At 69.0% G+C, this 21,452-nt stretch carries 21 protein-coding genes and 1 pseudogene; 13 read left to right on the top strand and 9 right to left on the bottom strand.

What is annotated here, in order from left to right; translation table 11 throughout:
* Positions 1-86: 86 nt before the first annotated feature.
* Positions 87-1,403, bottom strand: a complete 1,317-nt coding sequence (gene hemA, locus F6X53_RS24495; RefSeq protein ID WP_238296945.1) for a 5-aminolevulinate synthase — start codon at positions 1,401-1,403, stop codon at positions 87-89.
* 303 nt (positions 1,404-1,706) lie between these two features.
* Here hemA and F6X53_RS24490 point away from each other — a divergent pair, with 303 nt between their 5' ends.
* The gene (locus F6X53_RS24490) at positions 1,707-1,892 is read left to right on the top strand and encodes a hypothetical protein (RefSeq protein WP_151003220.1); all 186 of its coding nucleotides are present in this window, start codon (positions 1,707-1,709) and stop codon (positions 1,890-1,892) included.
* Positions 1,893-2,016: 124 nt separating this feature from the next.
* A complete protein-coding gene (gene murA / locus F6X53_RS24485) occupies positions 2,017-3,306 on the top strand; it encodes a UDP-N-acetylglucosamine 1-carboxyvinyltransferase (RefSeq protein ID WP_151003218.1) in 1,290 nt (429 codons plus the stop codon).
* A 54-nt stretch (positions 3,307-3,360) separates the two neighbouring features.
* On the opposite strand, the gene F6X53_RS24480 is transcribed toward murA, so the two are convergent.
* On the bottom strand, positions 3,361-3,705 hold the full coding sequence (locus tag F6X53_RS24480) for a hypothetical protein (protein WP_238296943.1): 345 nt from the start codon (positions 3,703-3,705) through the stop codon (positions 3,361-3,363).
* Between the two features lie 350 nt (positions 3,706-4,055).
* On the opposite strand from F6X53_RS24480, the gene F6X53_RS24475 reads away from it, so the two are divergent.
* From F6X53_RS24475 to F6X53_RS24450, 6 genes are all read left to right on the top strand, one after another.
* Entirely contained in the window at positions 4,056-4,517 is a 462-nt protein-coding gene (locus F6X53_RS24475; protein ID WP_151003307.1) for a DUF2948 family protein, read from the top strand.
* Between the two features lie 52 nt (positions 4,518-4,569).
* A complete protein-coding gene (hisD, locus tag F6X53_RS24470) occupies positions 4,570-5,865 on the top strand; it encodes a histidinol dehydrogenase (protein ID WP_151003216.1) in 1,296 nt (431 codons plus the stop codon).
* An 82-nt stretch (positions 5,866-5,947) separates the two neighbouring features.
* Positions 5,948-6,427, top strand: coding sequence for a UPF0262 family protein (locus F6X53_RS24465; protein WP_151003214.1), 480 nt, complete (start codon positions 5,948-5,950; stop codon positions 6,425-6,427).
* A 55-nt stretch (positions 6,428-6,482) separates the two neighbouring features.
* Positions 6,483-6,941, top strand: a complete 459-nt coding sequence (locus tag F6X53_RS24460; protein ID WP_151003212.1) for an arsenate-mycothiol transferase ArsC — start codon at positions 6,483-6,485, stop codon at positions 6,939-6,941.
* Positions 6,942-6,990: 49 nt separating this feature from the next.
* Positions 6,991-8,292, top strand: coding sequence for an HlyC/CorC family transporter (locus F6X53_RS24455; RefSeq protein WP_151003210.1), 1,302 nt, complete (start codon positions 6,991-6,993; stop codon positions 8,290-8,292).
* Positions 8,293-8,632: 340 nt separating this feature from the next.
* Positions 8,633-9,793, top strand: coding sequence for a GGDEF domain-containing protein (locus F6X53_RS24450; protein ID WP_151003208.1), 1,161 nt, complete (start codon positions 8,633-8,635; stop codon positions 9,791-9,793).
* Between the two features lie 3 nt (positions 9,794-9,796).
* On the opposite strand, the gene metW is transcribed toward F6X53_RS24450, so the two are convergent.
* Together metW and metX are read right to left on the bottom strand one after the other, a co-directional pair.
* Complete coding sequence (gene metW, locus F6X53_RS24445; protein WP_151003206.1) at positions 9,797-10,504, bottom strand: methionine biosynthesis protein MetW; 708 nt, start codon at positions 10,502-10,504, stop codon at positions 9,797-9,799.
* Positions 10,501-11,715 (bottom strand): homoserine O-acetyltransferase MetX, encoded by a 1,215-nt coding sequence (gene metX / locus F6X53_RS24440; RefSeq protein ID WP_425324700.1) that lies wholly within the window; start codon positions 11,713-11,715, stop codon positions 10,501-10,503. The genes metW and metX overlap by 4 nt, the downstream gene beginning before the upstream one ends.
* Positions 11,716-12,068: 353 nt before the next feature.
* Between metX and F6X53_RS24435 the strand changes: the two genes are divergently transcribed.
* From F6X53_RS24435 to F6X53_RS24425, 3 genes are all read left to right on the top strand, one after another.
* Positions 12,069-12,935 carry a chorismate mutase gene (locus tag F6X53_RS24435; protein WP_151003204.1) on the top strand — a complete coding sequence of 289 codons (867 nt, stop codon included), beginning with the start codon at positions 12,069-12,071 and terminating at the stop codon, positions 12,933-12,935.
* 124 nt (positions 12,936-13,059) lie between these two features.
* Entirely contained in the window at positions 13,060-14,190 is a 1,131-nt protein-coding gene (locus F6X53_RS24430) for a pyridoxal phosphate-dependent aminotransferase (RefSeq protein WP_151003201.1), read from the top strand.
* Entirely contained in the window at positions 14,183-15,148 is a 966-nt protein-coding gene (locus F6X53_RS24425; protein WP_151003199.1) for a prephenate/arogenate dehydrogenase family protein, read from the top strand. The genes F6X53_RS24430 and F6X53_RS24425 overlap by 8 nt, the downstream gene beginning before the upstream one ends.
* Positions 15,149-15,208: 60 nt before the next feature.
* Here the strand turns inward: F6X53_RS24425 and F6X53_RS33380 are convergent, their stop codons facing one another.
* From F6X53_RS33380 to F6X53_RS24415, 3 genes and pseudogenes are all read right to left on the bottom strand, one after another.
* On the bottom strand, positions 15,209-15,856 hold the full coding sequence (locus tag F6X53_RS33380; RefSeq protein ID WP_238298173.1) for a TonB-dependent siderophore receptor: 648 nt from the start codon (positions 15,854-15,856) through the stop codon (positions 15,209-15,211).
* Between the two features lie 109 nt (positions 15,857-15,965).
* A pseudogene (locus F6X53_RS33870) lies at positions 15,966-17,432 on the bottom strand (TonB-dependent receptor plug domain-containing protein); the annotation flags it as partial.
* A gap of 96 nt (positions 17,433-17,528) precedes the next feature.
* Complete coding sequence (locus F6X53_RS24415) at positions 17,529-18,530, bottom strand: substrate-binding domain-containing protein (RefSeq protein WP_238298169.1); 1,002 nt, start codon at positions 18,528-18,530, stop codon at positions 17,529-17,531.
* Between the two features lie 202 nt (positions 18,531-18,732).
* Between F6X53_RS24415 and F6X53_RS24410 the strand changes: the two genes are divergently transcribed.
* A complete protein-coding gene (locus tag F6X53_RS24410) occupies positions 18,733-19,875 on the top strand; it encodes a hypothetical protein (RefSeq protein ID WP_151003197.1) in 1,143 nt (380 codons plus the stop codon).
* Here F6X53_RS24410 and F6X53_RS33370 read toward each other — a convergent pair.
* On the bottom strand, positions 19,872-20,009 hold the full coding sequence (locus F6X53_RS33370; RefSeq protein ID WP_238298171.1) for a DUF6471 domain-containing protein: 138 nt from the start codon (positions 20,007-20,009) through the stop codon (positions 19,872-19,874). The two genes, F6X53_RS24410 and F6X53_RS33370, sit on opposite strands and share 4 nt — an antisense overlap.
* Positions 20,010-20,218: 209 nt before the next feature.
* Between F6X53_RS33370 and F6X53_RS24400 the strand changes: the two genes are divergently transcribed.
* Positions 20,219-20,533, top strand: a complete 315-nt coding sequence (locus tag F6X53_RS24400; protein ID WP_191970979.1) for a type 2 periplasmic-binding domain-containing protein — start codon at positions 20,219-20,221, stop codon at positions 20,531-20,533.
* Between the two features lie 183 nt (positions 20,534-20,716).
* Here F6X53_RS24400 and F6X53_RS24395 read toward each other — a convergent pair whose 3' ends face one another.
* Positions 20,717-21,106, bottom strand: coding sequence for a hypothetical protein (locus tag F6X53_RS24395; protein ID WP_151003195.1), 390 nt, complete (start codon positions 21,104-21,106; stop codon positions 20,717-20,719).
* Positions 21,107-21,452: the final 346 nt, after the last annotated feature.

Genomic DNA, 21,452 nt, shown 5'->3' with positions numbered 1-21,452 from the left:
GTTGGGGGTGAGTCACAGCCTATCCGGGGCGCCGAGGCAATCCGGCAGGCCGGAAGTCGCGAGCCAAGAAGCGCGTGAGGCGCCGGCTACTCGGCGGCCTCGACGAAGACGGTGCCGGCGCGCGGCAGGTCGAGGGTGTCCCAGGTCTCGGCCAGGGCCGCCGTCAGCTTGGTGATGCGCGCCTCGTCGTGGAAGGGCGAGGGCGTGATGCGCAGGCGCTCGGTGCCGCGGGGCACGGTCGGGTAGTTGATCGGCTGGATGTAGATGCCGTGGCGCTCGAGCAGGTGGTCGGCCGCCGCCTTGCAGAGCTCGGCATCGCCCACCATCAGGGGCACGATGTGGGTCTCGGTGTGGAGCACCGGCAGGCCCGCGGCCTCCAGCGCCGCCTTGGTCTTCTGCGCCTGGCGCTGATGCGCCGCCCGCTCCTCGCCGGAGCGCTTGAGGTAGCGCACCGAGGCGCGCGCGGCTGCCGCGATGGCGGGCGGGAGCGCGGTGGTGAAGATGAAGCCGGCGGCGTGGCTGCGCACCGCGTCGCAGAGGATGCCGGAGCCCGTGATGTAGCCGCCGACGCAGCCGAAGCCCTTGGCCAGCGTCCCCTCGATCACGTCGACGCGCCCCATCACCCCGTCGCGCTCGGCGATGCCGGCGCCGCGTGGGCCGTAGAGCCCCACCGCGTGCACCTCGTCGAGATAGGTCATGGCGCCGTAGCGGTCGGCGAGGTCGCAGATCGCCCCGATCGGCGCGACGTCGCCGTCCATCGAGTAGACGCTCTCGAACACGATCAGCTTGGGCCGGTCGCCCGCCTCGATCAGCAGCGCCTCCAGATGCGCGAGGTCGTTGTGGCGGAAGACCCGCTTCTCGCAGCCCGAGTGGCGCACGCCCTCGATCATCGAGTTGTGGTTGAAGGCGTCCGACAGGATCAGGCAATCCGGGATCAGCCGGGCGATCGTCGAGATGCCGGCCTGGTTCGAGACGTAGCCCGAGGTGAAGACGAGGCCCGCCTCCTTGCCGTGGAGGTCGGCGAGCTCGCGCTCGAGGTCGACGAGGGGCGAGTTGTTGCCCGCGATGTTGCGGGTGCCGCCCGCGCCGACGCCGCAGCGGAGCGCCGTCTGGGTCATGGCCGCCACCACCTCCGGGTGCTGGCCCATGCCGAGGTAATCGTTCGAGCACCAGACGGTGATCTCGCGGACCGAGCCGTCGGGCCGGCGCCAATGCGCGGTGGGGAAGCGGCCGGCGATGCGCTCGATATCGGCGAAGACGCGGTAGCGGCGCTCCCCGTGCAGCCGCTCCAGCGCGCCGCGGAAATGCGCCTCGTAATCCGTGCCGGTGCGGACGACCGGAGCCGGGCCGGTCAGGGGAGAATGGCCCAGAGCCGATGTCGTGTCGGTCGTCGTCGCGGGCATGAGGGTCAAGGGGCTCGTCCTTCGCGTGGCTGACCGGGCGACCTTGCTGCGGCCCGGAGCGGGATCGTCGAGGAGGGGCCCGCTCGCTTCCGAGCCCTTGTCCGGGAGGCGGCCGTCGCGTCCCGCCCGATCTCGCATCAGATGGAGGGTGTTTCCTTGCGGGCGTCTTTCGCGGCGCCGTCGGGGGTAAGATACAGGCGGATTTGGAATCGGTTCAAGCTGGGTTCCAACATCCCTGCTTTGCATCCTGTATGCGCATGGGGCAAAGCCCCAGAAAGTCCGGGCGACGATGGGTCGCGCATCATGAACACGAAGAACGACGCCGCCCGCGCGGAGCGGTTGAAGGCAGCGCTGCGAGACAACTTGCGGCGGCGTAAGGCGCAGGGCCGCGCCAGAGCCGAGACTTCGCCCGAAAATGCCGCGGAAACGCCGCCCGGCGATGCCGGCGCGCCCCCCGAACCGACGGGCGAGCCCGGCTCGCAAGCCTGATCCCGGTCCCCTTTCCGCCAAAACTGCCCTATACGTGGCCGTAACGAGCGAGGCGCGATCACGCGCCTCAGGGGAATGAACGGCGCCGACGCTCCCGAAGGAGCGCGGGGCTGAGAGGACCGACATGGACCGCATCCACATCACCGGCGGCGCGCCGCTCAACGGCGTGATTCCGATCTCGGGCGCCAAGAACGCGGCCCTGCCCCTGATGATCGCGAGCCTGATGACGGGGGAGACGCTGGAGCTCGTCAACGTGCCCCGGCTCGCCGACATCGCCTCGCTCTCGCGCATCCTCGGCAATCACGGCGTCGACCACATGGTGGTCGGCAAGCGGCCGGGCCAAACCACCGAGACCGGCCAGACCATCCGGCTCACCGCCTCGAACGTCATCGACACGACGGCGCCCTACGACCTCGTCTCGACCATGCGGGCGAGCTTCTGGGTGATCGCGCCGCTGCTGGCGCGCTTCGGCGAGGCCAAGGTCTCGCTGCCCGGCGGCTGCGCCATCGGCACCCGGCCGGTCGACCTGCTGATCATGGCGATGGAGGCGCTGGGGGCGCAGATCGAGATCGACGGCGGCTACGTCGTGGCCAGGACCCGGAACGGCCTGCGCGGCGGCGAGATCCGCTTCCCGAAGGTCACGGTGGGAGGCACCCACGTGGCCCTGATGGGCGCGGCCCTCGCCCACGGCACCACGGTGATCGAGAACGCCGCCCGCGAGCCGGAGGTGGTCGACCTCGCCGAGTGCCTGATCAAGATGGGGGCCCGGATCGAGGGCGCGGGCACGCCCCGCATCGTGATCGAGGGCGTCTCGCGCCTGCACGGGGCGCGTCACGAGGTCCTGCCCGACCGGATCGAGACCGGCACCTACGCCATGGCGGTGGCGATGACCGGGGGCGACGTGACGCTGGAGAACACCCGCGCCGACCTCCTGCACTCCGCCCTCGACGTGCTCGCCACCACGGGCGCCGAGGTGACGACGGTGCCGGACGGCATCCGCATCCGCCGCAACGGCGCCGGCATCGCAGCGGTCGACGTGACGACCGACCCGTTCCCGGGCTTCCCCACCGACCTGCAGGCGCAGTTCATGGCGCTGATGACGCTCGCCAAGGGCCGCTCGCATATCCGCGAGACGATCTTCGAGAACCGCTTCATGCACGTGCAGGAATTGGCCCGCCTCGGCGCCAAGATCCGGCTCGAGGGCGACCTCGCCATCGTGGAGGGCGTCCACCGCCTCAAGGGCGCCCCCGTGATGGCGACCGACCTGCGCGCCTCGGTCTCGCTGGTGATCGCCGGGCTCGCCGCCGAGGGCGAGACCCAGATCAACCGGGTCTACCATCTCGACCGCGGCTTCGAGGCCCTGGAGGCCAAGCTCGGCCGCTGCGGCGCCCAGATCCAGCGCGTCCGGAGCTGAGCCGAACGCCGCCCCGGGCGCCGCCGTCGCGGCCCCGGGCGCGACGCGGCGGCCTTAGCCGCCGATCTGGCCGCGCTTGAAGCCGAAGCCCGGGACTTCGCAGCCGCAGGCCGAGTTGTAGGGCGCGGGGCGGGTCACGCAATTGCCGCGGGCGGTGACGCAGATGCTGCTGCGCCGGCCGCCGGGGGGCCCGAAATCGCGGCGCCGCTCGTAGCGATCCTCGTCGTAGGCGCGGCGGCGCTCGTAGCGGTCCTCGTCGTAGCGCCGCTCGTAGCGGCGCCCGCCGTAATCGTCGCCGTAATACTGGGCGCTGGCCTCGACTGCGCCGAGCGTCGTGCCGAGGGTCAGGGCGGCGATTGCCGCCAGCGTGAAGCGCTTCACCGTCAGGGTCTCCATCATCGCGAATACCGGGGTCCTGTCGCGACCTTAAGCGCCTCAGATGAACGGCGCCTGAGGTCCCGCGCGCCCGATCCACGGAATGTCTGATCGACGCACAGTCTTTCCGGGAGAACGGCCCGCGGAGAGACTTTCGGGAACTCGGATCCGCCACGCAACGCGTGGGCGGCCCGGTCGGCGCGGGGCGCTCCGAGATCCGCCCCTCCGTCGGGTCTCGTCAGGATCCGCGGCAGTCTCCAGAACGGCTCCGACGCAGCCGGCGGTTGCCGGACGGGGATCCCCTCGCTACCTACGCCCCAGCCTATACCGACCTGACGCGGGCATCCCGCCTGCCGGAGCGCGACTGCCTCGCCATGGAGCTTCTCAAGCTCGCCGCCCTCGACGCCGAGGACCTGACCGTGATCTCGGCCCACCTGCAGGATGCGGTCCTGCGGGCGGGCGACCTCACCTATCTGGCCGCCGAGCACCGCTTCGTGCTGGTGGTGCGCCGCTTCGACTGGTCGATCCGGGAGGGCGAGGCGCCCCGGCGCCGGCTCGCCGGCGTGCATTTCGAGCGCGTGCTCGGGGTTCGCACCCGGGGCATCGCGCCGGGGCAGGATGCCGAGGCGGGGCTCAGCCTCCTGGCCGTCACCTTCGAGCCGGGCGATGCGCCCTCGGGCACCGTCACGCTGATCTTCTCGGGCGGCGCCGCGATCCGCCTCGATGTCGAGTGCATCGAGGTCCGGATGAAGGATCTCGGCCCCGTCTGGGAGAGCGAGACGCGCCCCGGCCACGCGGCGGAAACCGGGGCCGGCCTCGGCGCCCCGCCGGCCTGAGGCGGTCCGCCGCCCCGCGCCTGACATTCCTCTGGAGAACGGCACAGCCCCGATGGTTCGCCTCGACAGCAGCACCCCCGGCTTCGCGCAGGATTTCGCGCGCCTGCTCACCGTCAAGCGCGAGATCTCGGAGGATGTCGACGAGACCGTGCGGGACATCATCGCGGGCGTCATAGCCGGGGGCGATGCCGCCCTCGTCGACTATACCCGCCGTTTCGACCGCCTCGGCGCGGAGTTCTCGCAAGCGCGCCTGCGGGTGACGGAGGACGAGATCTCCGCCGCCCTCGACGCCTGCCCGCCCGAGGCGCTGGCCGCCCTGACGCTGGCCTCGGAGCGGATCGAGGCCTTCCACCGGCAGCAGCGGCCGGAGGATCACCTCGCCACCGACAGCCTCGGCGTCACCGCGGGCTGGCGCTGGACGGCCCTCGAATCGGTCGGGCTCTACGTGCCGGGCGGCACCGCGAGCTATCCCTCCTCGGTGCTGATGAACGCGGTGCCGGCGCGCGTCGCCGGCGTGCCCCGGATCGTCATGGTGGTGCCGACGCCGGACGACGTCGTGAACCCGCTGGTGCTCGCGGCCGCGCGGCTGTCGGGCGTGCACGAGGTCTACCGGGTCGGCGGCGCGCAGGCGGTGGCGGCGCTCGCCTACGGCACGCCCACCATCGCGCCGGTCGCCAAGATCGTCGGCCCCGGCAATGCCTGGGTGGCGGCGGCCAAGCGCCGGGTCTTCGGCCAGGTCGGCATCGACATGATCGCGGGCCCGTCCGAGGTGCTGATCCTGGCCGACGGCCATGCCAACCCGGACTGGATCGCCGCCGACCTCCTGGCCCAGGCCGAGCACGACACCGCCGCCCAGTCGATCCTGATCACCGACAGCGCGGACCTGGCGCAGGCGGTCGAGGGGGCCGTGGAGCGAGCGCTGGCGAGCCTGCCCCGCGCCGAGATCGCCCGGGCGAGCTGGCAGGATTACGGCGCCATCATCCGGGTGCGCGATTTCGACGAGGCGATCCCCCTCGTCGACCGCCTCGCGCCGGAGCATCTCGAGATCGAGACCGCGGAGGCCGAGGCGCTCGCCCTCAAGGTCCGCAATGCCGGCGCGATCTTCCTCGGCGCGCACACTCCCGAGGCGATCGGCGACTATGTCGGGGGCCCGAACCACGTGCTGCCCACCGCCCGCTCGGCCCGGTTCTCCTCGGGCCTCGGCCTCCTCGATTTCATGAAGCGCACCTCGATCCTGCGCTGCGACGCCGAGGCCCTGCGCGCCCTCGGCCCGGCCGCCATCGCGCTCGGGCGCTCGGAGGGGTTGGAGGGCCATGCGCGGTCCGTCGCGATCCGCCTGAACCTGTGATACTGGCGAGCTTGCCCGTCTCCGCGCAGGGCGGCCGGGCGGGCGAGCGCGATTTTCCGCGCGACGGGGGTGAGGCATCCGCATGAGCGAGGCGAAGGGCAAGGATCGCCTCGCGGCGGTGACCCTCGACGAGGATTCGATCGGGCGGGGCAACCCGGACCAGGAGCACGAGCGCGCCATCGCGATCTTCGACATCCTGGAGGACAACCACTTCGCGATTCCCGGACGCGAGGGCCCCTACGCCCTCAATCTCGGCCTCGTCGAGAACAAGCTCTCCTTCGCCATCCGGACGCCGACGGGCGAGCCGGTGATCACGCATCTCCTCTCGCTCACCCCGTTCCGTCGCGTGATCCGCGATTACGAGATGATCTGCGAGAGCTACTACAACGCCATCCGGACGGCCTCGCCGACCCAGATCGAGGCCATCGACATGGGCCGGCGCGGCCTGCACAACGAGGCGTCCGAGACCCTGAAGCAGCGCCTCGACGGCAAGGTCGACCTCGACCACGACACGGCGCGGCGCCTGTTCACCCTGATCTTCGCCCTGCACTGGAAGGGCTGAGGCGCGTGACGATGCGCGCCGCCCGCATTGCCCCGGCCTGAGAGCGAGGCGGGCGATGGACCATGCCGGCCCGAAAAAGAAGCGGGTGCAATCGGCCCTGTTCATGTGCAATTTCAACGCCGTGCGCTCGCTGGCGGCGGAGGCGATCGCGCGCCATTACTTCGGCAAGTCGATCTACGTGCAGTCGGCGGGCGTGCGCTCGGGGGAGCCGGCCGACCCCTTCATGGTCGCGGCGCTCGACGAGATCGGCATCGACGCCTCCCGTCACAAGCCCCGCACCCTGGAGCAGCTGGAGGAGTGGGAGGGTTTGAATTTCGACCTCATCGTCACCCTGGCGCCGGAGGCCCACCACGCCGCCCTCGAACTGACCCGGACGCTCGCGGCCGATGTCGAGTACTGGCCGACCCCCGACCCCACCATCCTGCAGGACGCCTCGCGCGAGCAGCGCCTCGACGCCTACCGGGATGTCCGCGACGGCCTGACCTACCGCATCAAGTCCCGGCTGAAGGGCTGAAGCCGCGCGCCCGCTTTACGGGCCGCCCACAGGCGAACATACCGGCCTGATGGAAACCCACACCGACCTCTGGCTCGCCGCGAGCATCGTGGTGATCTCGCTCCTGCTCTCGGCCTTCTTCGCGGGGGCCGAGACGGCCTTCACGGCGGCCTCGCGGGCCCGGATGCTCGCCCTCGAGACCGGGGGCGATGCCCGCGCCGGCATCGTCAACCGCATCCTGGCGATGCGCGAGCGCTTCATCGGCGCCATGCTGATCGGCTACAACATCGTGGCGATCGGGGCCTCGGCCTTCACCACCAGCGTGCTCACGGCGATCTTCGGCAAGAGCGGCGTGCTCTACGCCACCGCCGGCATGTCGATCCTCGTCATCGTCTTCGCCGAGGTGCTGCCCAAGACCCTGGCGATCAGCACGCCGGACCGGGCCGCCCTGATCATGGCCCGGCCGGTGGCCTTCATGGTGGCGGTCCTGGGGCCCCTCACGGTGGCGATCGAGAGCGTGGTGCGGCTGATGCTGCGCCCCTTCGGCATCACCATCGGGGCGCATCAATCGATCCTGTCGGCGACGGAGGAGATCCGCGGTCAGGTGGCCCTGCTGCACCGGGAGGGTGGCGTCGCCAAGGCCGAGCGGGACATGCTGGGGGGCCTCCTCGACCTCTCCGACCTCTCGGTCTCGGAGGTGATGGTCCACCGCACCAAGATGCGGACCATCAACGCGGACCTGCCCTCCGAGGAGATCGTCCGGGAGGTGCTGTCCTCGCCCTACACGCGGATGCCGCTCTGGCGCGGCACGCCGGAGAATATCGTGGGCGTGCTCCACGCCAAGGACCTGCTGCGCGCCCTCGACGCGGCCGGGGGCGACGCCTCCGGCCTCAAGGTCGAGGCGCTCGCCCTCGAGACCTGGTTCGTGCCCGACACGACGAGCCTGCGCGCCCAGCTCAAGGCGTTCCTGGCCAAGAAGACCCACTTCGCCCTCGTGGTCGACGAGTACGGCTCGGTGATGGGTCTCGTGACCCTGGAGGACATCCTCGAGGAGATCGTCGGCGACATCGCGGACGAGCACGACGTCACGGTCTCGGGCGTCCGGCCGCAGGGCGACGGCTCCGTCAATGCCGACGGCTCCGTGCCGATCCGCGACCTCAACCGGGCCATGGACTGGAACCTGCCCGACGACGAGGCCACCACCATCGCGGGCCTCGTCATCCACGAGGCGCGGGCGATCCCCGACCAGGGCACGGCCTTCAACTTCCACGGCTTCCGCTTCCAGGTCCTGCGCAAGGCCAAGAACCGCATCACCACCCTGCGCATCACCCGCCTGGTGCCGGCGCCGGGCACGAAGCGCGACGAGGCGTGAGGGAACGATCCAGGGCCGCCGGCACCGTGCCTCGGGCCCTCGTCCCGGTCCGCGTGGGTCCGCGTCAGGAGCCGGGCCGGGGTTTTCACGTGCAACGTTAACGCATTCCTGCCGCCGCTCCCGCGCGTCTGTGCCGATCCGGGTCGAACCCCGCGACAGGTCGGAAATCACGCCTGGTACGAACCCCGACCCGCCGGGGATCGACAGGATCCGAATCCGCCTAAAGCAACCTTTAGGTCGTATTTGAACGATAAGCTCAACCCTGTCTTCGGCATGGGGTCCTACCCACGGATCCGGGCGTCGCAGCCGGATGGGCCGGGCGGATGCCGGAAGGGGATGGATGCGCCTCGACACGCCGACCCTGCTGCTGGTGACCGTCGTCGTGACCTTCATGGTCGGGACGCTGTTCCTGCTGTCCTGGGGTCAGGCCCGGCGCACCCTCGCGCTGGCGATCTGGGGCGTGGCGCATCTCGCCGGGGCCTTCGCGTCGGCGCTGCTCGCGCTCCGCGGCGTGATTCCGGACTGGGTCTCGATCGGGGTCGCCAACACCCTGATGATCGGGGCCTACGGGCTGATCTGGAGCGGGGTGCGCGCCTTCGAGAAACAGCGCCTGCGCCTCGACATCGCGCTCTCCGGCGCTGCCGCCTGGGGCCTGCTCTGCCTCGTCCCGGCCTTCTACGGCTCCCTGCCCGCCCGGGTGATCCTGGCCTCCGCGATCGCCGGAGCCTTCTGCGCGGCCGGCGCGGTCGATGTCTGGCGCGGGCGGGCCGAGGCGCTGGTGTCGCGCTACCCCGCCATCGTGCTGCTCGGGGCCTATGCGGCGCTCTACTGGGCGCGGATCCCCCTCGCCCTGGTGGCGCCCCTGCCGAGCGCCGGCAACGTGATGGATTCGCCCTGGCTCGCGATTCTGTGCTTCGGCGGCATGCTGTTCACGGTGGCGATCGCCTTCACGTTCATGGCGCTCACGAAGGAGCGGGCCGAGCACGAGCAGCGCCACGCCGCCGACACCGACCCGCTCACCGGCATCGCCAGCCGCCGCGCCTTCGTGGCGGCGGCCGAATCGCTGCTCGCCGATCCGGCGCGCCCGGTGGCCCTGCTCCTGTTCGACCTCGACCACTTCAAGAACATCAACGACGCCTATGGCCACGCGGTCGGCGACGGGGTGCTGGTCGGGTTCTGCTGCACCGCCGCGGCCCTGCTGCCGCCCGGCGCCCTACTCGGCCGGATGGGCGGCGAGGAATTCGCCTGCGTGATCCCGGATCACGGCCCCGAGGCGGCGCTGGCCCGGGCCACCCTGGTGCGGAAGGCGCTGGCGCATCTCGCGATCCCGGCCCTGCCGCGGCTGCGCGTCGGCACCAGCGTGGGCATCGCCACGAGCGCGGCTTCGGGCCGGGATTTCGACACCCTGCTGCGGCAGGCCGACGCCGCCCTCTACCGGGCGAAGCGCAACGGCCGGAACCGGGTCGAGGTCTCGGCACCGCCCCTCGAGCGCGCGGCCTGAGGGTCAGTCCCGCGGGGCCCCCCGGCGCAGCAGGAACACCCCTTGCGCGCCGATCAGGTTCCAGAACCACCACGGCATCGAGAACCGCATCGGGCGGCCCCGCGCGTCGAGGGCGGTCGCCTTCTCGATCCGGGCGCCGATCTCGCGGCACAGGCCGACGAAGTCCCGGATGGTGCAGTGGTGGATGTTCTGGGTCTCGTACCAGGCCTCGGGCAGGATCTCGGTGACGGGCATCCGGCCCCGGAAGGCGAGCTCGGACCGCACCCGCCAATGCCCGAAATTCGGGAAGGAGATGATCACCTGGCGGCCGATGCGTAGCAGGTGCTCCAGCACGATGCGGGGATTGCGCGTCGCCTGGATGGTCTGGGACAGCACCACCACGTCGAAGGCGTCGTCGGGATAGTTGGCGAGGTCGGTATCGGCATCCCCCTGGATCACCGGCAGGCCCCGGGCCAGGCAGGCATTGACGCCCTCGCGCGACAACTCGATGCCGCGCCCGTCGACGCCGCGGCGGTCGCGCAGCAGCGCCAGGAGCGAGCCGTCGCCGCAGCCGATATCGAGCACCCGCGCCCCCGGCGGCACGAGGCCGAGCACCACGATGTGATCGACGCGCGCGCCCCCCGCCTCGGTGCCGTGGGGCAGCCGCTCGGCGGCGTCCCAGGGCGCCGAATCGGCGGCGTTGCCCAGGATGGCCTCGTCGCGCCCGCTCATAGGCCGCGCGCCCGGGCCGCCGCGTCGATGAAGCCGCGCGCCGCCGAGAACATGGTGGGCTCGTCGAGCAGGAAGGCGTCGTGGCCCTTGTCGCTCTCGACCTCCACGAAGGCGACCGGCGCCGAGGCGGCGTTCAGCGCGTGCACGATGGCGCGGGATTCCGAGGTCGGGAACAGCCAGTCCGAGGTGAAGGAGATCACGCAGAACCGGGTCTTCGTGCCCTGGAAGGCCTTGGCGAGGACGCCGCCATGGTCCTCGGCGAGGTCGAAGTAATCCATCGCCCGGGTGAGGTAGAGATAGGCGTTGGCGTCGAAGCGCTCGACGAAGCTGAGGCCCTGGTGGCGCAGGTAGCTCTCGATCTGGAAATCGGCGTTGAACGAGAAGGTCGGGGCCGAGCCGCCCTGGAAGCGGCGCCCGAACTTCCGGTGGAGCGCGGGCTCCGACAGGTAGGTGATGTGCGCGCCCATCCGGGCGACGCCGAGCCCCTTGGCGGGGCGCGTCCCGGCCTCGAGATAGCGCCCGTCCGCCCAGGCGGGATCGGCCATGATCGCCTGCCGGCCGACCTCGTGGAAGGCGATGTTCTGGGCCGAGTGGCGCGGCCCCGTGGCGATCGGCAGGGCGGCGAAGACGCGCTCGGGATAAAGCGCTGCCCATTGCAGCACCTGCATGCCGCCCATCGAGCCGCCGACGCAGAGGAACAGGTCGCGGATGCCGAGGCGGTCGAGGAGCATCGCCTGGGCCCGGACCATGTCCCGGATGGTGACGAGGGGGAAGTCGAGGCCGTAGGGCCGGTCCGTCGCCGGGTCGATCGAGGCCGGGCCGGTGGAGCCCATGCAGGAGCCGATCACGTTCGAGCAGATGACGAAGTAGCGGTCGGTGTCGATCGGCTTGCCGGGGCCGACCAGGGTCTCCCACCAGCCGGGCTTGCCGGTGACCGGGTGGGTGTGGGCGAAGTGCTGGTCGCCCGTGAGGGCGTGGCAGATCAGCACCGCGTTCGAGCGCGCGGCGTTCAGGGTCCCGGCGGTCTGGTAGGCGATCTGGAAGGGCGCGAGCAGGACTCCCGCATCCATGGGAAGCGGCTCGTCGGTGCCGAAGCGGGCGACGGGGCTGCGCGGGTCGAGGGCCTGCGGCAGGTCCGCGGGGAGACGGGCCCGCATGCCGGTCTCGGCGACGGGTTCCGGCTTCAGGGCAGTGTCCGGAATGGTGTCCATGACGCGTCTGGAAAGGGGCTGCCGCCGTCTCGCACCCGCGGCGCGGAACGGCGCGCGAGGCGGCCTGCGCCGGCGGGCGCCATCGTCCCTCGCTCCACGGAGGTAGTGTGCGCGCGCCGACGCGTCAACGAAAGGGGCGGGTCCGGCCGCGTCCGCTCGCGTGCAAGTCGGCTCGCGTGCAAGTCGGCTCGCGCGCCTCCGTTGGCGAGCGCCCGTGACACCCGGCCCCCGGCCTTGCCTCCCGCGCAACCATCGCGGCTGGCCCTTCGCCGCGCCGGATCGTAAACACGGGGCCGGACGAGACCCCGCCGGACCCGCTCGGCCCCCAGAATCACCCGCAGAACCCAAGCCCCATGCGCTTTTCCAAGAGAGCCGCGCCGCCGCTCGACAACCTCGCGGATCTTCGCGCCGAGATCGACCGGATCGACGCCGAGATGCACGCCCTGCTGATCCAGCGCGGCTCGATCATCGACCGGCTGATTGCCGTGAAGGGCACCTCGGCCTCGGGCTCCGCCTTCCGGCCGGGGCGCGAGGCCTCGATGATGCGCCGCGTCGCCGAGCGCCACCGGGGCCTCCTGCCCCTCGACACGGTGGAGGGGATCTGGCGCGTCATCATCGCGACCTTCACCTGGGTGCAGGCGCCGTTCTCGGTCCATGCCGACATCTCGGGGGGGGATGCGGCGATGCGCGATTCCGCGCGGTTCCATTTCGGCTTCACGGTGCCGTACCGGCCGCACCCGACCTGCGCGGCGGTGATCGAGGCGGTGGCGGCCTCGCGCGGCGATCTCGGCATCTTCCGCTTCGACCCGCGCGGCGCCAAGGCGCCCGCGGCCGGCGCGGCCTGGTGGGACGGGCTCGTGGGCGAGGGCCGCCCGAAGGTGATCGCGCGCCTTCCCTTCATCGAGCGGCCGACGCACCCGGCCGGCACGCCGGTCTTCGTGGTGGCCAAGCCCCTCGACGATCCGGCGGCGGCGCAGCGTGACTGGGTGCTGCACGCCGCCCGCACGCAGGCCTGGACCGCGCAGGCCGAGCGCGCCCTGCAGGACCTCTACGGCGAGGTGGTGGCCCGCGCCGCGCCGGAGGCCGGGCAGGAGCGCCTGCTCCTCGCCGTGCCGGGGGGCGTCGGCGCCCGGCAGCTGCGCGAGGCCCTGGAGCGGGCCGGCATCGCCCTGGGCGCGCTCGACGAGACCGGCAGCCACGCGGCCCGGTTCCGGGTCTGAGACGCGCAAAGCCCGGGCCCCGCGGGCGGGACCGGGCACGCAATTTCCGGCGCCCCGGGCGGTCCACGCGGGCGCGAAATGCTGTAGAGGGGCGGGCGACACTCCCCATGCCGTTGCGATTGCCATGACCGCCGCCAGCCCAGAACCCGCCGCCCTCCGCCCGGTGCCGCGCCCCGGCGTGCTCGCCATCGAGGCCTATGTGCCGGGCAAGAGCGGGGCGCCCGGCGCGCATCCGGTCTACAAGCTCTCCTCGAACGAGACGCCGCTCGGCCCGAGCCCGGCCGCGATGGCGGCGATGCGCGAGACGGCGGGCGGCCTCGCCCTCTATCCGGACGGCAACGCCACGGCCCTGCGCGCGGCCATCGCGGCCAAGTACGGGCTCGACCCGGCCCGGATCGTCTGCGGGGCGGGCTCGGACGAGTTGCTGTCGTTCCTCGCCTACGCCTTCGTGGGCCCCGGCGACGAGGGCATCTACGCCGAGCACGGATTTCTGGTCTACCGCATCGCCATCCTGGCGGCCGGCGGCACTCCAGTGGTGGCGCCCGAGCGCGACCTCACGGCCGATGTCGACGCGATCCTGGCCGCCGTCACCCCGCGCACCCGCATCGTCTACATCGCCAACCCGAACAACCCGACGGGCACCTACCTGCCCTTCGCGGAGGTGCAGCGCCTGCATGCGGGCCTGCCCGCCCACGTGCTCCTCGTCCTCGACGCCGCCTACGCGGAATATGTCCGGCGCAACGATTACTCGGCCGGGCTCGACCTCGTGCTGCAATCCGAGAACGTCGTGATGACCCGCACCTTCTCGAAGATCCACGGGCTGGCCTCGCTCCGGATCGGCTGGATGGTGGCCCCCCCCGCCATCGTCGACGCGGTCAACCGCATTCGCGGGCCCTTCAACCTGTCGGGCGCCGGGATCGCGGCGGGCGCGGCCGCCATCGCGGACGAGGCGCATGTGGCGGCAGCGGCCGCCCACAACGCGGCCTGGCTGCCGCGGATGACCGAGGCCGTGGAGGCGCTGGGGCTCAGGGTGACGCCGAGCGTCGGCAACTTCATCCTGGTGCATTTCCTCGACGCGCCCGGCCGGAGCGCCGCGGAGGCGGATGCGTTCCTGACCGCGCGCGGCGTCATCACCCGCCGGGTCGCGGCCTACGGGCTGCCGAACGCCCTGCGGGTGACGGTGGGGAGCGAGGCCGCCAATGAGGCGTTCCTGGCGACGCTCGCGGATTTCGTCCGAGGCACGCGCGATGTCTGAGGCGGCGACACTTTCGGAGCCGGCTAAGCAGCCCTTGAGCCGGCTCGCCATCGTGGGTCTCGGCCTGATCGGCTCCTCGATCGCCCGGGGCGCCCGGCAATACGGCCTTGCCGACACGATCGTGGCGATCGACCAGGATGAGGGCGTGCGCGAGCGGGTGAGCGCCCTCGGGCTCGCCGACCACGTCACGGCGGACGCGGCCGAGGGCGTGGCGGGGGCCGACCTCGTCATCCTGTGCGTGCCGGTCGGCGCCGTCGGGATTGTGGCTGCGGCGATCCAGGGACGGATGAAGCCCGGCGCGGTCTTGTCCGATGTCGGCTCGGTCAAGGGCGCAGTGGTGGCCGCCGTCGCCCCCGTCCTCAGCGAGGGCGTGGCCTTCGTGCCCGGCCACCCGGTGGCCGGCACCGAGTATTCCGGGCCCGATTCCGGCTTCTCGACCCTGTTCTCAGGCCGCTGGTGCATCCTCACCCCGGCCGAGGACGCGGATGCGGCGGCGGTCGCGACCGTGCGGCAGCTCTGGGAGGGGCTCGGCGCCATCGTGGAGACGATGAGCCCGGAGCATCACGATCTCGTGCTCGCCATCACCAGCCACGTGCCGCACCTCATCGCCTACAACATCGTCGGCACGGCGGCCGACCTCGAGGCGGTGACGCAATCCGAGGTGATCAAGTTCTCGGCGGGCGGCTTCCGGGATTTTACCCGCATCGCCGCCTCCGACCCGACCATGTGGCGCGACGTCTTCCTGACGAACAAGGACGCGGTGCTCGAGATGCTCGGCCGCTTCAACGAGGATCTGGCAGCGCTCGCCCGCGCCATCCGCTGGGGCGACGGCGAGGCCCTCCACGACCTCTTCACCCGCACCCGCGCCATCCGCCGCGGCATCGTGGCCATGGGCCAGGAAACCGCCGAGCCCGATTTCGGCCGCGCCCGGCCGCAGGCGACCCGCAAAGGTGCGTGAGGCGCGCGTGAGGGCCGGCTCGCCCGTCCCCTCAACGCATCCGAGGTTCCGGCCCCCGGATCACCAGCGATAGATCAGGCTCGCGATGAATTGCCGGGGCTGGCCGCGGTAGCAGGCCCCCGCCTGGCAGGTGAAGTAGTTGCGGTCGAGCAGGTTGGTGACGTTCACCTGCAGGCGCATGCCCTGGAGCCGGGGATCGACCTTGGCGAAGTCGTAGGCGGCGACCGCGTCGAACAGGGTGACGGTGGAGTTGCGGAAGGTGTTCGGCACATCGTTTGCCGGGCTCGTGCCGGCATAGCGGATGCCGCCGCCGAAGCTCAGGCCGTAGAGCTCCGACCAGGTCGGGAGCGCGTAGGTCGCGAACATCCGGAAGGTGTTGCTGGGCACCCCCGAGAGGGAGAGACCCACCGATTCCGGGCTGCCCGGGTTCCTGATCGTCCGGATGTCGACGTGGCTGTAGGCCGCCGTGACGTTGATGCCCGGGCCGAGATTGGCCACCGCCTCGAGTTCCGCGCCGTGCGAGTTCACGGCGCCGATCGGCGCGACGAAGAAGAGGGGGCTTACCGGGTCGGGCGCCAGCACGTTGGTCTGGGTGATGTCGAACACGGCCGCGTTGAGAAAGACGCTGGTGCCCGGCACGTTGAACTTGATGCCACCCTCGATCTGCGTCCCTTCGGTCGGCGCGAAGGGCTGATTGAGGCGGGTCAGCCCGAGCTGGGGCGCGAAGGTGCTGGCATAGCTGACATAGGGGGACGAGGTCGTCGGTGAGCAGGTAGTTGAGGCCGACGCGCTCGCTGAAGGCCCGGTTGACCGCCTCGGTCGCGGTGCCCGGACTGGCCACGCTTCCGGAGGTGGTGGTGACGCCGTCGTGCCGTCCGGTCAGAGTCAGGATGAAGCGGCCGAGCCTGGCCTGGTCCTGCACGTAGGTGCCGAGCTGCGATTGCGTGACCCGGGTGGCGTTGCCGAGATCCGGGACCGGGATGAATTGTGCGCCGTAATTCGGTCGGATCAGGCCGCCGAGCTGCAGGTCCGGCGCGAGGCCGAAGCCGCTGCGCTGGCTGTAGGTCGCGTAGGTGTAGTCGATCCCGCCGACGAGCGTGTGCTGGATCGCGCCGGTGGCCCCGCGGAGTTCGAGCTGGTTGTCGACCGAGAAGGTGTCGAGCACGTTCGCGATGCGGCCGGTATCGCGGGCGGCGGTGCTCAGATCGGCGCTCAGGCCGCCGGGGGTGATCTCGGTATACCGCAGGTCTGCATCCACATGGTAGTAACGGAAGTTCTGCCGGAAGATGATGTCCGGACTGAACTTGTGCTCGAAGGCGTAGCCGATGCGGTACTGCTCGGTGTTGAGGTTCTGGAAGGCCGGATCACCGGAGAACAGGCGCGTCTTCTGGAAGCGCGGGTCGGTGAAGTCCGAGTAGAACGAGACGTTGCCCGGCACCGTGTTGTTGAGATACTCGGCGAGCACCGTGAAGGTGGTGTCGGCCGAGGGCTTCCAGGTGAAGGCCGGCGCGATGTAGGCCCTGTCGTCGATGCCGCCCGGCAGGAAGTTGTTGCTCTGGCGGACGGCGCCCGTGAGCCGGTAGAGCAAGCGCCCGTCGCTGCCCTCGATCGGGCCTCCGACATCGAAATTGCCCTGGTAGCGATCGTACTGGCCGCGCTGCAGCCAGACCTCGCCGAAGGGCGTCGCGGTCGGGCGCTTCGAGGTGACGTCGACGATGCCGCCGGGCGATCCGAGCCCGTAGAGGCCGCCGGCCGGCCCCCGCAGGATCGTGATGGCGTCGAGGCCGTAGGGCTCGACCTTCGGGATCGCGAAGGGGGCGGAGGGCTGGCGCAGGCCGTCACGGTAGATGCCGACATTCGTCACGTTGAAGCCGCGGATGTAGAAGGCGTCGAAGCGCGGGTCGAAGCCGAAGACGTTGGCCGAGACGCCGGGCGTGTAGCTGATCGCCTCGTTCAGCGATTGCACGTTGCGGTCGTTGAGCTGCTGGCGCGTCACCACCGAGACCGATTGCGGCGTCTCGATCAGCGGGGTGTTGGTCTTGGTGGCCGTGGGGCTGACCCGGGCGGTGTAGCCGACGACCCCGCTCGGGCCGCCCCCGCCGCCGCTGGTGGCCGAGCCGTTGCCGATCCCCGGACCGGCCGGCGCCGCGCCGCTGCCCTCGACCGCGATCTGGTCGAGGCGCACGCTCGCCTCCTGGGCCCGCGCCGGGCCCGGCGGCTGCGCCGCGAGCGCCAGGGGGCCGAGTGCGACGGTCGCCGCGAGGCGTCGGGCGATGGGGTGCATGGCGAGACCTTCCGCGAGCGTTCGTTGACGCCCGAATCCTGTCCTGCCCGCTCAAGCTTCGCCGTTCAATCCCAAAAACTCAATTAAAACATAGACTTAGAATAGATACAAACTGCGGTTGCGCCTCTCAAGTGGTCGAAACCCAATGAGACCAGGGACTTCAAAGGACGGGGCGTTCCAGCAGGCCGTGCTGTCCGTTTGAAACATGCTGGGCGGCCGTCTCGGACGCTCCACGCAGGCCAAGGCGCATTCCGACGTCAGGCAAGCCGCCTTGGCGGAATCGGCGTCTAACGCGTCGGGCGATCGCCGACCGGCTCCCATGCCGGCCTTCCTGATCGCCGCAAGGGTGCGGTCGGATGCCAGGAACGCCGTCAGACGCTCGGCTTCGTCCCGATGGCGTGCGGTGTCGACGATCGCTGCCGTGAACACCTGGACAAGCTGCACCTCCTCGGGAAGCGGACCCACAAGCTCCACGTTGGGCTGGTTCACCAATTCGCTGACAGGCCCGAGTGCGAGATCCGACCCGCCGGCTGCCAGCATCGACGTGGAATCGATCCCCCGAGGCACGACCGTCACGGACACCGTGTCGGCGATCCCGAGCCTCGGGAACACCACGGCCTTGAGGAACTGACCGCTGGTGCTCTCGGGCATGCTGACCGCTCGCGCAGCGAGCAGGCTCCGTTTGAGCGCATCGACGCTGCCGATGTCGGGCTTCGGGCTTCCCTGACGCACGGCCGCAGCGAGCGGCACGCGCGCAAGCTCCTTGTCCGAGCCGCCGATGATCCGGCCGGCCGCAACAAGCTCGTCCAGCCCCTCCCTGGAGAGGATGACCAGATCGGCGTGCACACCGCGTTCAAGCTGGGCGCTGATGGTCTTTGGACCCGCCCCCTGGGACGCACCGGACAATGTGGTGACGGCGATGCCCGTCTCGCGCTCGAAGTCCGGGATGACTTCCTGATACGCCAGGGAGAAGCCGCCCGAGATCATGACGGTGATCTCCGCCATCGCGGGACCTGACAATGCCATGAGTGCCACCCCCAAACCGATCGCCGAACCGGCCCTGAAACGCGTCAGCACCATCCGCACATTCTTGTCCACGGGAGGCGCCGCGTTCCTCGGGCTCTTAGCCTCTCTGCCGCAGGATGACGCCATGGCCCAAGTCCCGCCTCGCGATCTCGTGCGCGAGATCGCGGCCTTATGGAGCAAATGCACCAAGCGGTGCTGACGCCTCAGACGACCGGGTTGGAGAGAACCCGGTGGAAGCTACACAGATTACCGTCTGCGGTGTTAGCAATGTACCATGGCAGACAATTACTGGCGCTCCGTCCACAAACGAGCCCTCAAAGATACGCGCTCCGCTCTCGCTCTTGAGTCAACAGAGCGGCTGGTGATCACCATCATCTTGGCCGTGCTAGCTATCTGTCTGCTTTGGCTTGTGGGCGGCCCCAGCGAAGCCGGAGGCGAACTAGCAACAAAGGCAGCCGGAAGCGCAGCTATCCTGCTCTTTTTTCCGCTCGTTTACCTATGGCGGATTTTCAAGACACCATCGCTGCTGAGCATGGAATTGAAGGAAATAGCTCGAGCACTTGAAGAAAGGTTGAGGATAATATCTGAGAAACAAGGCATAAAAAGCCCGTCATTTGATATAATAGCACTTCGATCTGGAATTAATATTCAGTTTGATTGTTCAAAAGCGCAAAATTTTTATTACACACAGACAGAAATCTCCCCGGTGCTAGTAAAGCCTGAAAATCCATCTGAGGGGATTTACCGTCTTTACGTGGTAAGTGGGGCAAACGGTATAAGTCAGTTTTCTGTAAGCAACTTTTATAAATGGTCGTTTCTTAATGATATGCGTGAATTTAAGAAGGGTAATATTATTATATACGAAATAAATATTCTGAAGGTCGATGGAGAATATACTGCATTCGGGTATCCGATATATTATTCAGGCGCGCGAACCACGACGATTTTTGTTCTGGGCAGCCGAATTGATCCATCTAGTAGCCGGCCCTGTGCTCGGCGCAGATCCATTTCGCTGCAAGCAGAAGATCCTGACACCGTAGAGTTTGACAATGATAAAGATAGATCAGGAGAAATATTTATAGATGTTCCACGAGATTATTGGTATGGCAAATTCCGATTTCGGATACGGGCAATAAGATTTGTGCGCGAGCAGACGCCGGTTAATGCTGCTGTGTTCTCTCTGTGTTGTATAGGTTCTCATAATATAAGCGATAAACAATGTGTTAGAACCAAACTTGTAATGGAAGCGACTTGGTTCTGCTCGCCTGATTGGAGTGAGGTCAGCGAAGGCCCCATTGGCTTTCCAGGCAGCAACCGTTTTGTGTTGACCCGCCATCCAAACGACCCGGAGGATACTTGGCCTCATGAAATCATACTGGACAGCCTTGAAATCGAGATCAATTCAAGAGATTTTTAATATATGCGGATCTCACGGGCGTCAATTGCAGTCATGACTTGCACGATAAACACGGCCGTGAACTTTCCGCGCGCCAGCTTGTTGCGGATGTTCGGCTCAGTCTCCGTCACGCCGATGGCGTCCAGCTTTTCCACGAGTTGCGCGTAGGTCACACCCCTGCGTTTCAACTCAGCTTTGAGAAGCCCTTTCAGCGCACACTGCGCCTCGCCCTCGTGTCGGCCAAGTCCCTGTCGTTCTGCGGCTACTGGCAGCGTCAGCAGCGCAAGGCGGTGGCGTGATGGCCCTTCCTCAGATCGTCACCACCCTGACAGCCAAGCGGGATTAGATTGAGATCCATATCAGGGTGCTTCGCGAGCAATTCTTCGCGCCGACCTCGCGCGATGCCGTCGCGGTGTTCGCGCGGGATCATCTGGAGGCTGTCGCCTCCGTGCGGCAGCCGCTCGAAGCCTATGCACGGGAGCATGCGGAATTTCGCGTTCTGCCCGGCCGCTTCATGGTGATCGAACAGGCTGTCGCGATGCCTCGGGGACGAGAGACGGCGGCTGCCTACATGAGCCGGTTCATCGAGGAGATGAAGGCATCAGGCTTTGTCGCGAGAGCCCTGGCGACGAGCGGGCAGCCCGACGCTGCGGTCGCTCCGAAGGCGCGCTGTCCCTAGCCTTCGGGGTTCCGTGGCGCTCAGGCCGCGAATGTCCGCTGTGAGCGGAGAAACCGCCGCTTGTTGGAACGCCCGCTCTCCACCTTCAGAAGACCTTCAACAGCCTCGGCTTCCCGATCGGGCAAGGCCTGTTGAACGCCGCGCCCACTTCGAATGTCCGCTTGGGGCCTCAAGCCCGGAGCATTATCTTTGCCGGAACGGGGCCGTTGCCCTGTTCTGCTCCGTCAGGATGCGGCCGATGATGCCGTCGCACCCGAGCGCCTCCCCGACGCACTCGGCGGTCATAAGAATTTTCACCTGCCCGTCCTCCTGAGCGACCCTCCGGCAGATATAGGCGGCCGGCCCGCCACCGCTCGGCTTGGCAAGCGTCCAAAGCATCTGCTGCTTCGCGTCCTGTATCTCAACGAGTGAGGCGGTCTCTCGCGTTACCTCCGTGCCCGGAGCAGCCTTGATGCCCGCGACCATCTCGGCGAACGGAACGACCTCGCGTCCGCAAAGCTGCTTGGCTTCCGCCACACAGGGCAGAGCAACCACGAGAATGATCGCTCGGACGAGACTTCCAGACAGGCGCATGATCGTTCTCAGAGAAGGGCGCTTCGCAAGAGGGTGCAGGCCGATCACTGACAGCCGATGGTCGGATCTGCAATCGATCGGGCACGTCCTGACGTTCAAGTCGCGAGGAGCGGTGGGTCGGTGGTGTCTCGGCTAAGGTCAGGCAGGACCAAGCCCTCTTGGAACGACGAGTCTTAGAGCCGGGCCCGATCGCGTTGCAGCGGGCTGGAAAATAGGCAGCCCCGGTTCGGTTCGGCGCGACGGACCCCCTCTCCCGTGCGGGAGAGGGTTGGGGTGAGCGACTGTCTTTGCGGTCAAGCGCTTTGTGGCTGCCATGGCGTGCTGCTCCGGAGGATGGCGTTGAGGA

Origin of the sequence: Methylobacterium soli (genome assembly GCF_008806385.1) — a bacterium.
GTDB classification, from domain to species: domain Bacteria; phylum Pseudomonadota; class Alphaproteobacteria; order Rhizobiales; family Beijerinckiaceae; genus Methylobacterium; species Methylobacterium soli.
The sequence above is the reverse complement of the archived record's forward strand: the minus strand, read 5'-3'. Positions and strand labels throughout refer to the sequence as shown.

What these genes read in the sequence shown, in the direction of transcription:
- hemA (WP_238296945.1), bottom strand. Translation starts at nt 1,403, where the DNA reads ATGCCCGCGACGACGACCGACACGACATCGGCTCTGGGCCATTCTCCC.
- F6X53_RS24465 (WP_151003214.1), top strand. Translation starts at nt 5,948, where the DNA reads ATGAGCGAGGCGAAGGGCAAGGATCGCCTCGCGGCGGTGACCCTCGAC.
- metW (WP_151003206.1), bottom strand. Translation starts at nt 10,504, where the DNA reads ATGAGCGGGCGCGACGAGGCCATCCTGGGCAACGCCGCCGATTCGGCG.
- metX (WP_425324700.1), bottom strand. Translation starts at nt 11,715, where the DNA reads ATGGACACCATTCCGGACACTGCCCTGAAGCCGGAACCCGTCGCCGAG.
- F6X53_RS24490 (WP_151003220.1), top strand. Translation starts at nt 1,707, where the DNA reads ATGAACACGAAGAACGACGCCGCCCGCGCGGAGCGGTTGAAGGCAGCG.
- F6X53_RS24450 (WP_151003208.1), top strand. Translation starts at nt 8,633, where the DNA reads ATGCGCCTCGACACGCCGACCCTGCTGCTGGTGACCGTCGTCGTGACC.
- F6X53_RS24460 (WP_151003212.1), top strand. Translation starts at nt 6,483, where the DNA reads ATGGACCATGCCGGCCCGAAAAAGAAGCGGGTGCAATCGGCCCTGTTC.
- F6X53_RS24475 (WP_151003307.1), top strand. Translation starts at nt 4,056, where the DNA reads ATGGAGCTTCTCAAGCTCGCCGCCCTCGACGCCGAGGACCTGACCGTG.
- F6X53_RS24410 (WP_151003197.1), top strand. Translation starts at nt 18,733, where the DNA reads ATGGCAGACAATTACTGGCGCTCCGTCCACAAACGAGCCCTCAAAGAT.
- F6X53_RS24395 (WP_151003195.1), bottom strand. Translation starts at nt 21,106, where the DNA reads ATGCGCCTGTCTGGAAGTCTCGTCCGAGCGATCATTCTCGTGGTTGCT.
- F6X53_RS24435 (WP_151003204.1), top strand. Translation starts at nt 12,069, where the DNA reads ATGCGCTTTTCCAAGAGAGCCGCGCCGCCGCTCGACAACCTCGCGGAT.
- F6X53_RS24425 (WP_151003199.1), top strand. Translation starts at nt 14,183, where the DNA reads ATGTCTGAGGCGGCGACACTTTCGGAGCCGGCTAAGCAGCCCTTGAGC.
- F6X53_RS24480 (WP_238296943.1), bottom strand. Translation starts at nt 3,705, where the DNA reads ATGATGGAGACCCTGACGGTGAAGCGCTTCACGCTGGCGGCAATCGCC.
- murA (WP_151003218.1), top strand. Translation starts at nt 2,017, where the DNA reads ATGGACCGCATCCACATCACCGGCGGCGCGCCGCTCAACGGCGTGATT.
- F6X53_RS24430 (WP_151003201.1), top strand. Translation starts at nt 13,060, where the DNA reads ATGACCGCCGCCAGCCCAGAACCCGCCGCCCTCCGCCCGGTGCCGCGC.
- F6X53_RS24455 (WP_151003210.1), top strand. Translation starts at nt 6,991, where the DNA reads ATGGAAACCCACACCGACCTCTGGCTCGCCGCGAGCATCGTGGTGATC.
- hisD (WP_151003216.1), top strand. Translation starts at nt 4,570, where the DNA reads ATGGTTCGCCTCGACAGCAGCACCCCCGGCTTCGCGCAGGATTTCGCG.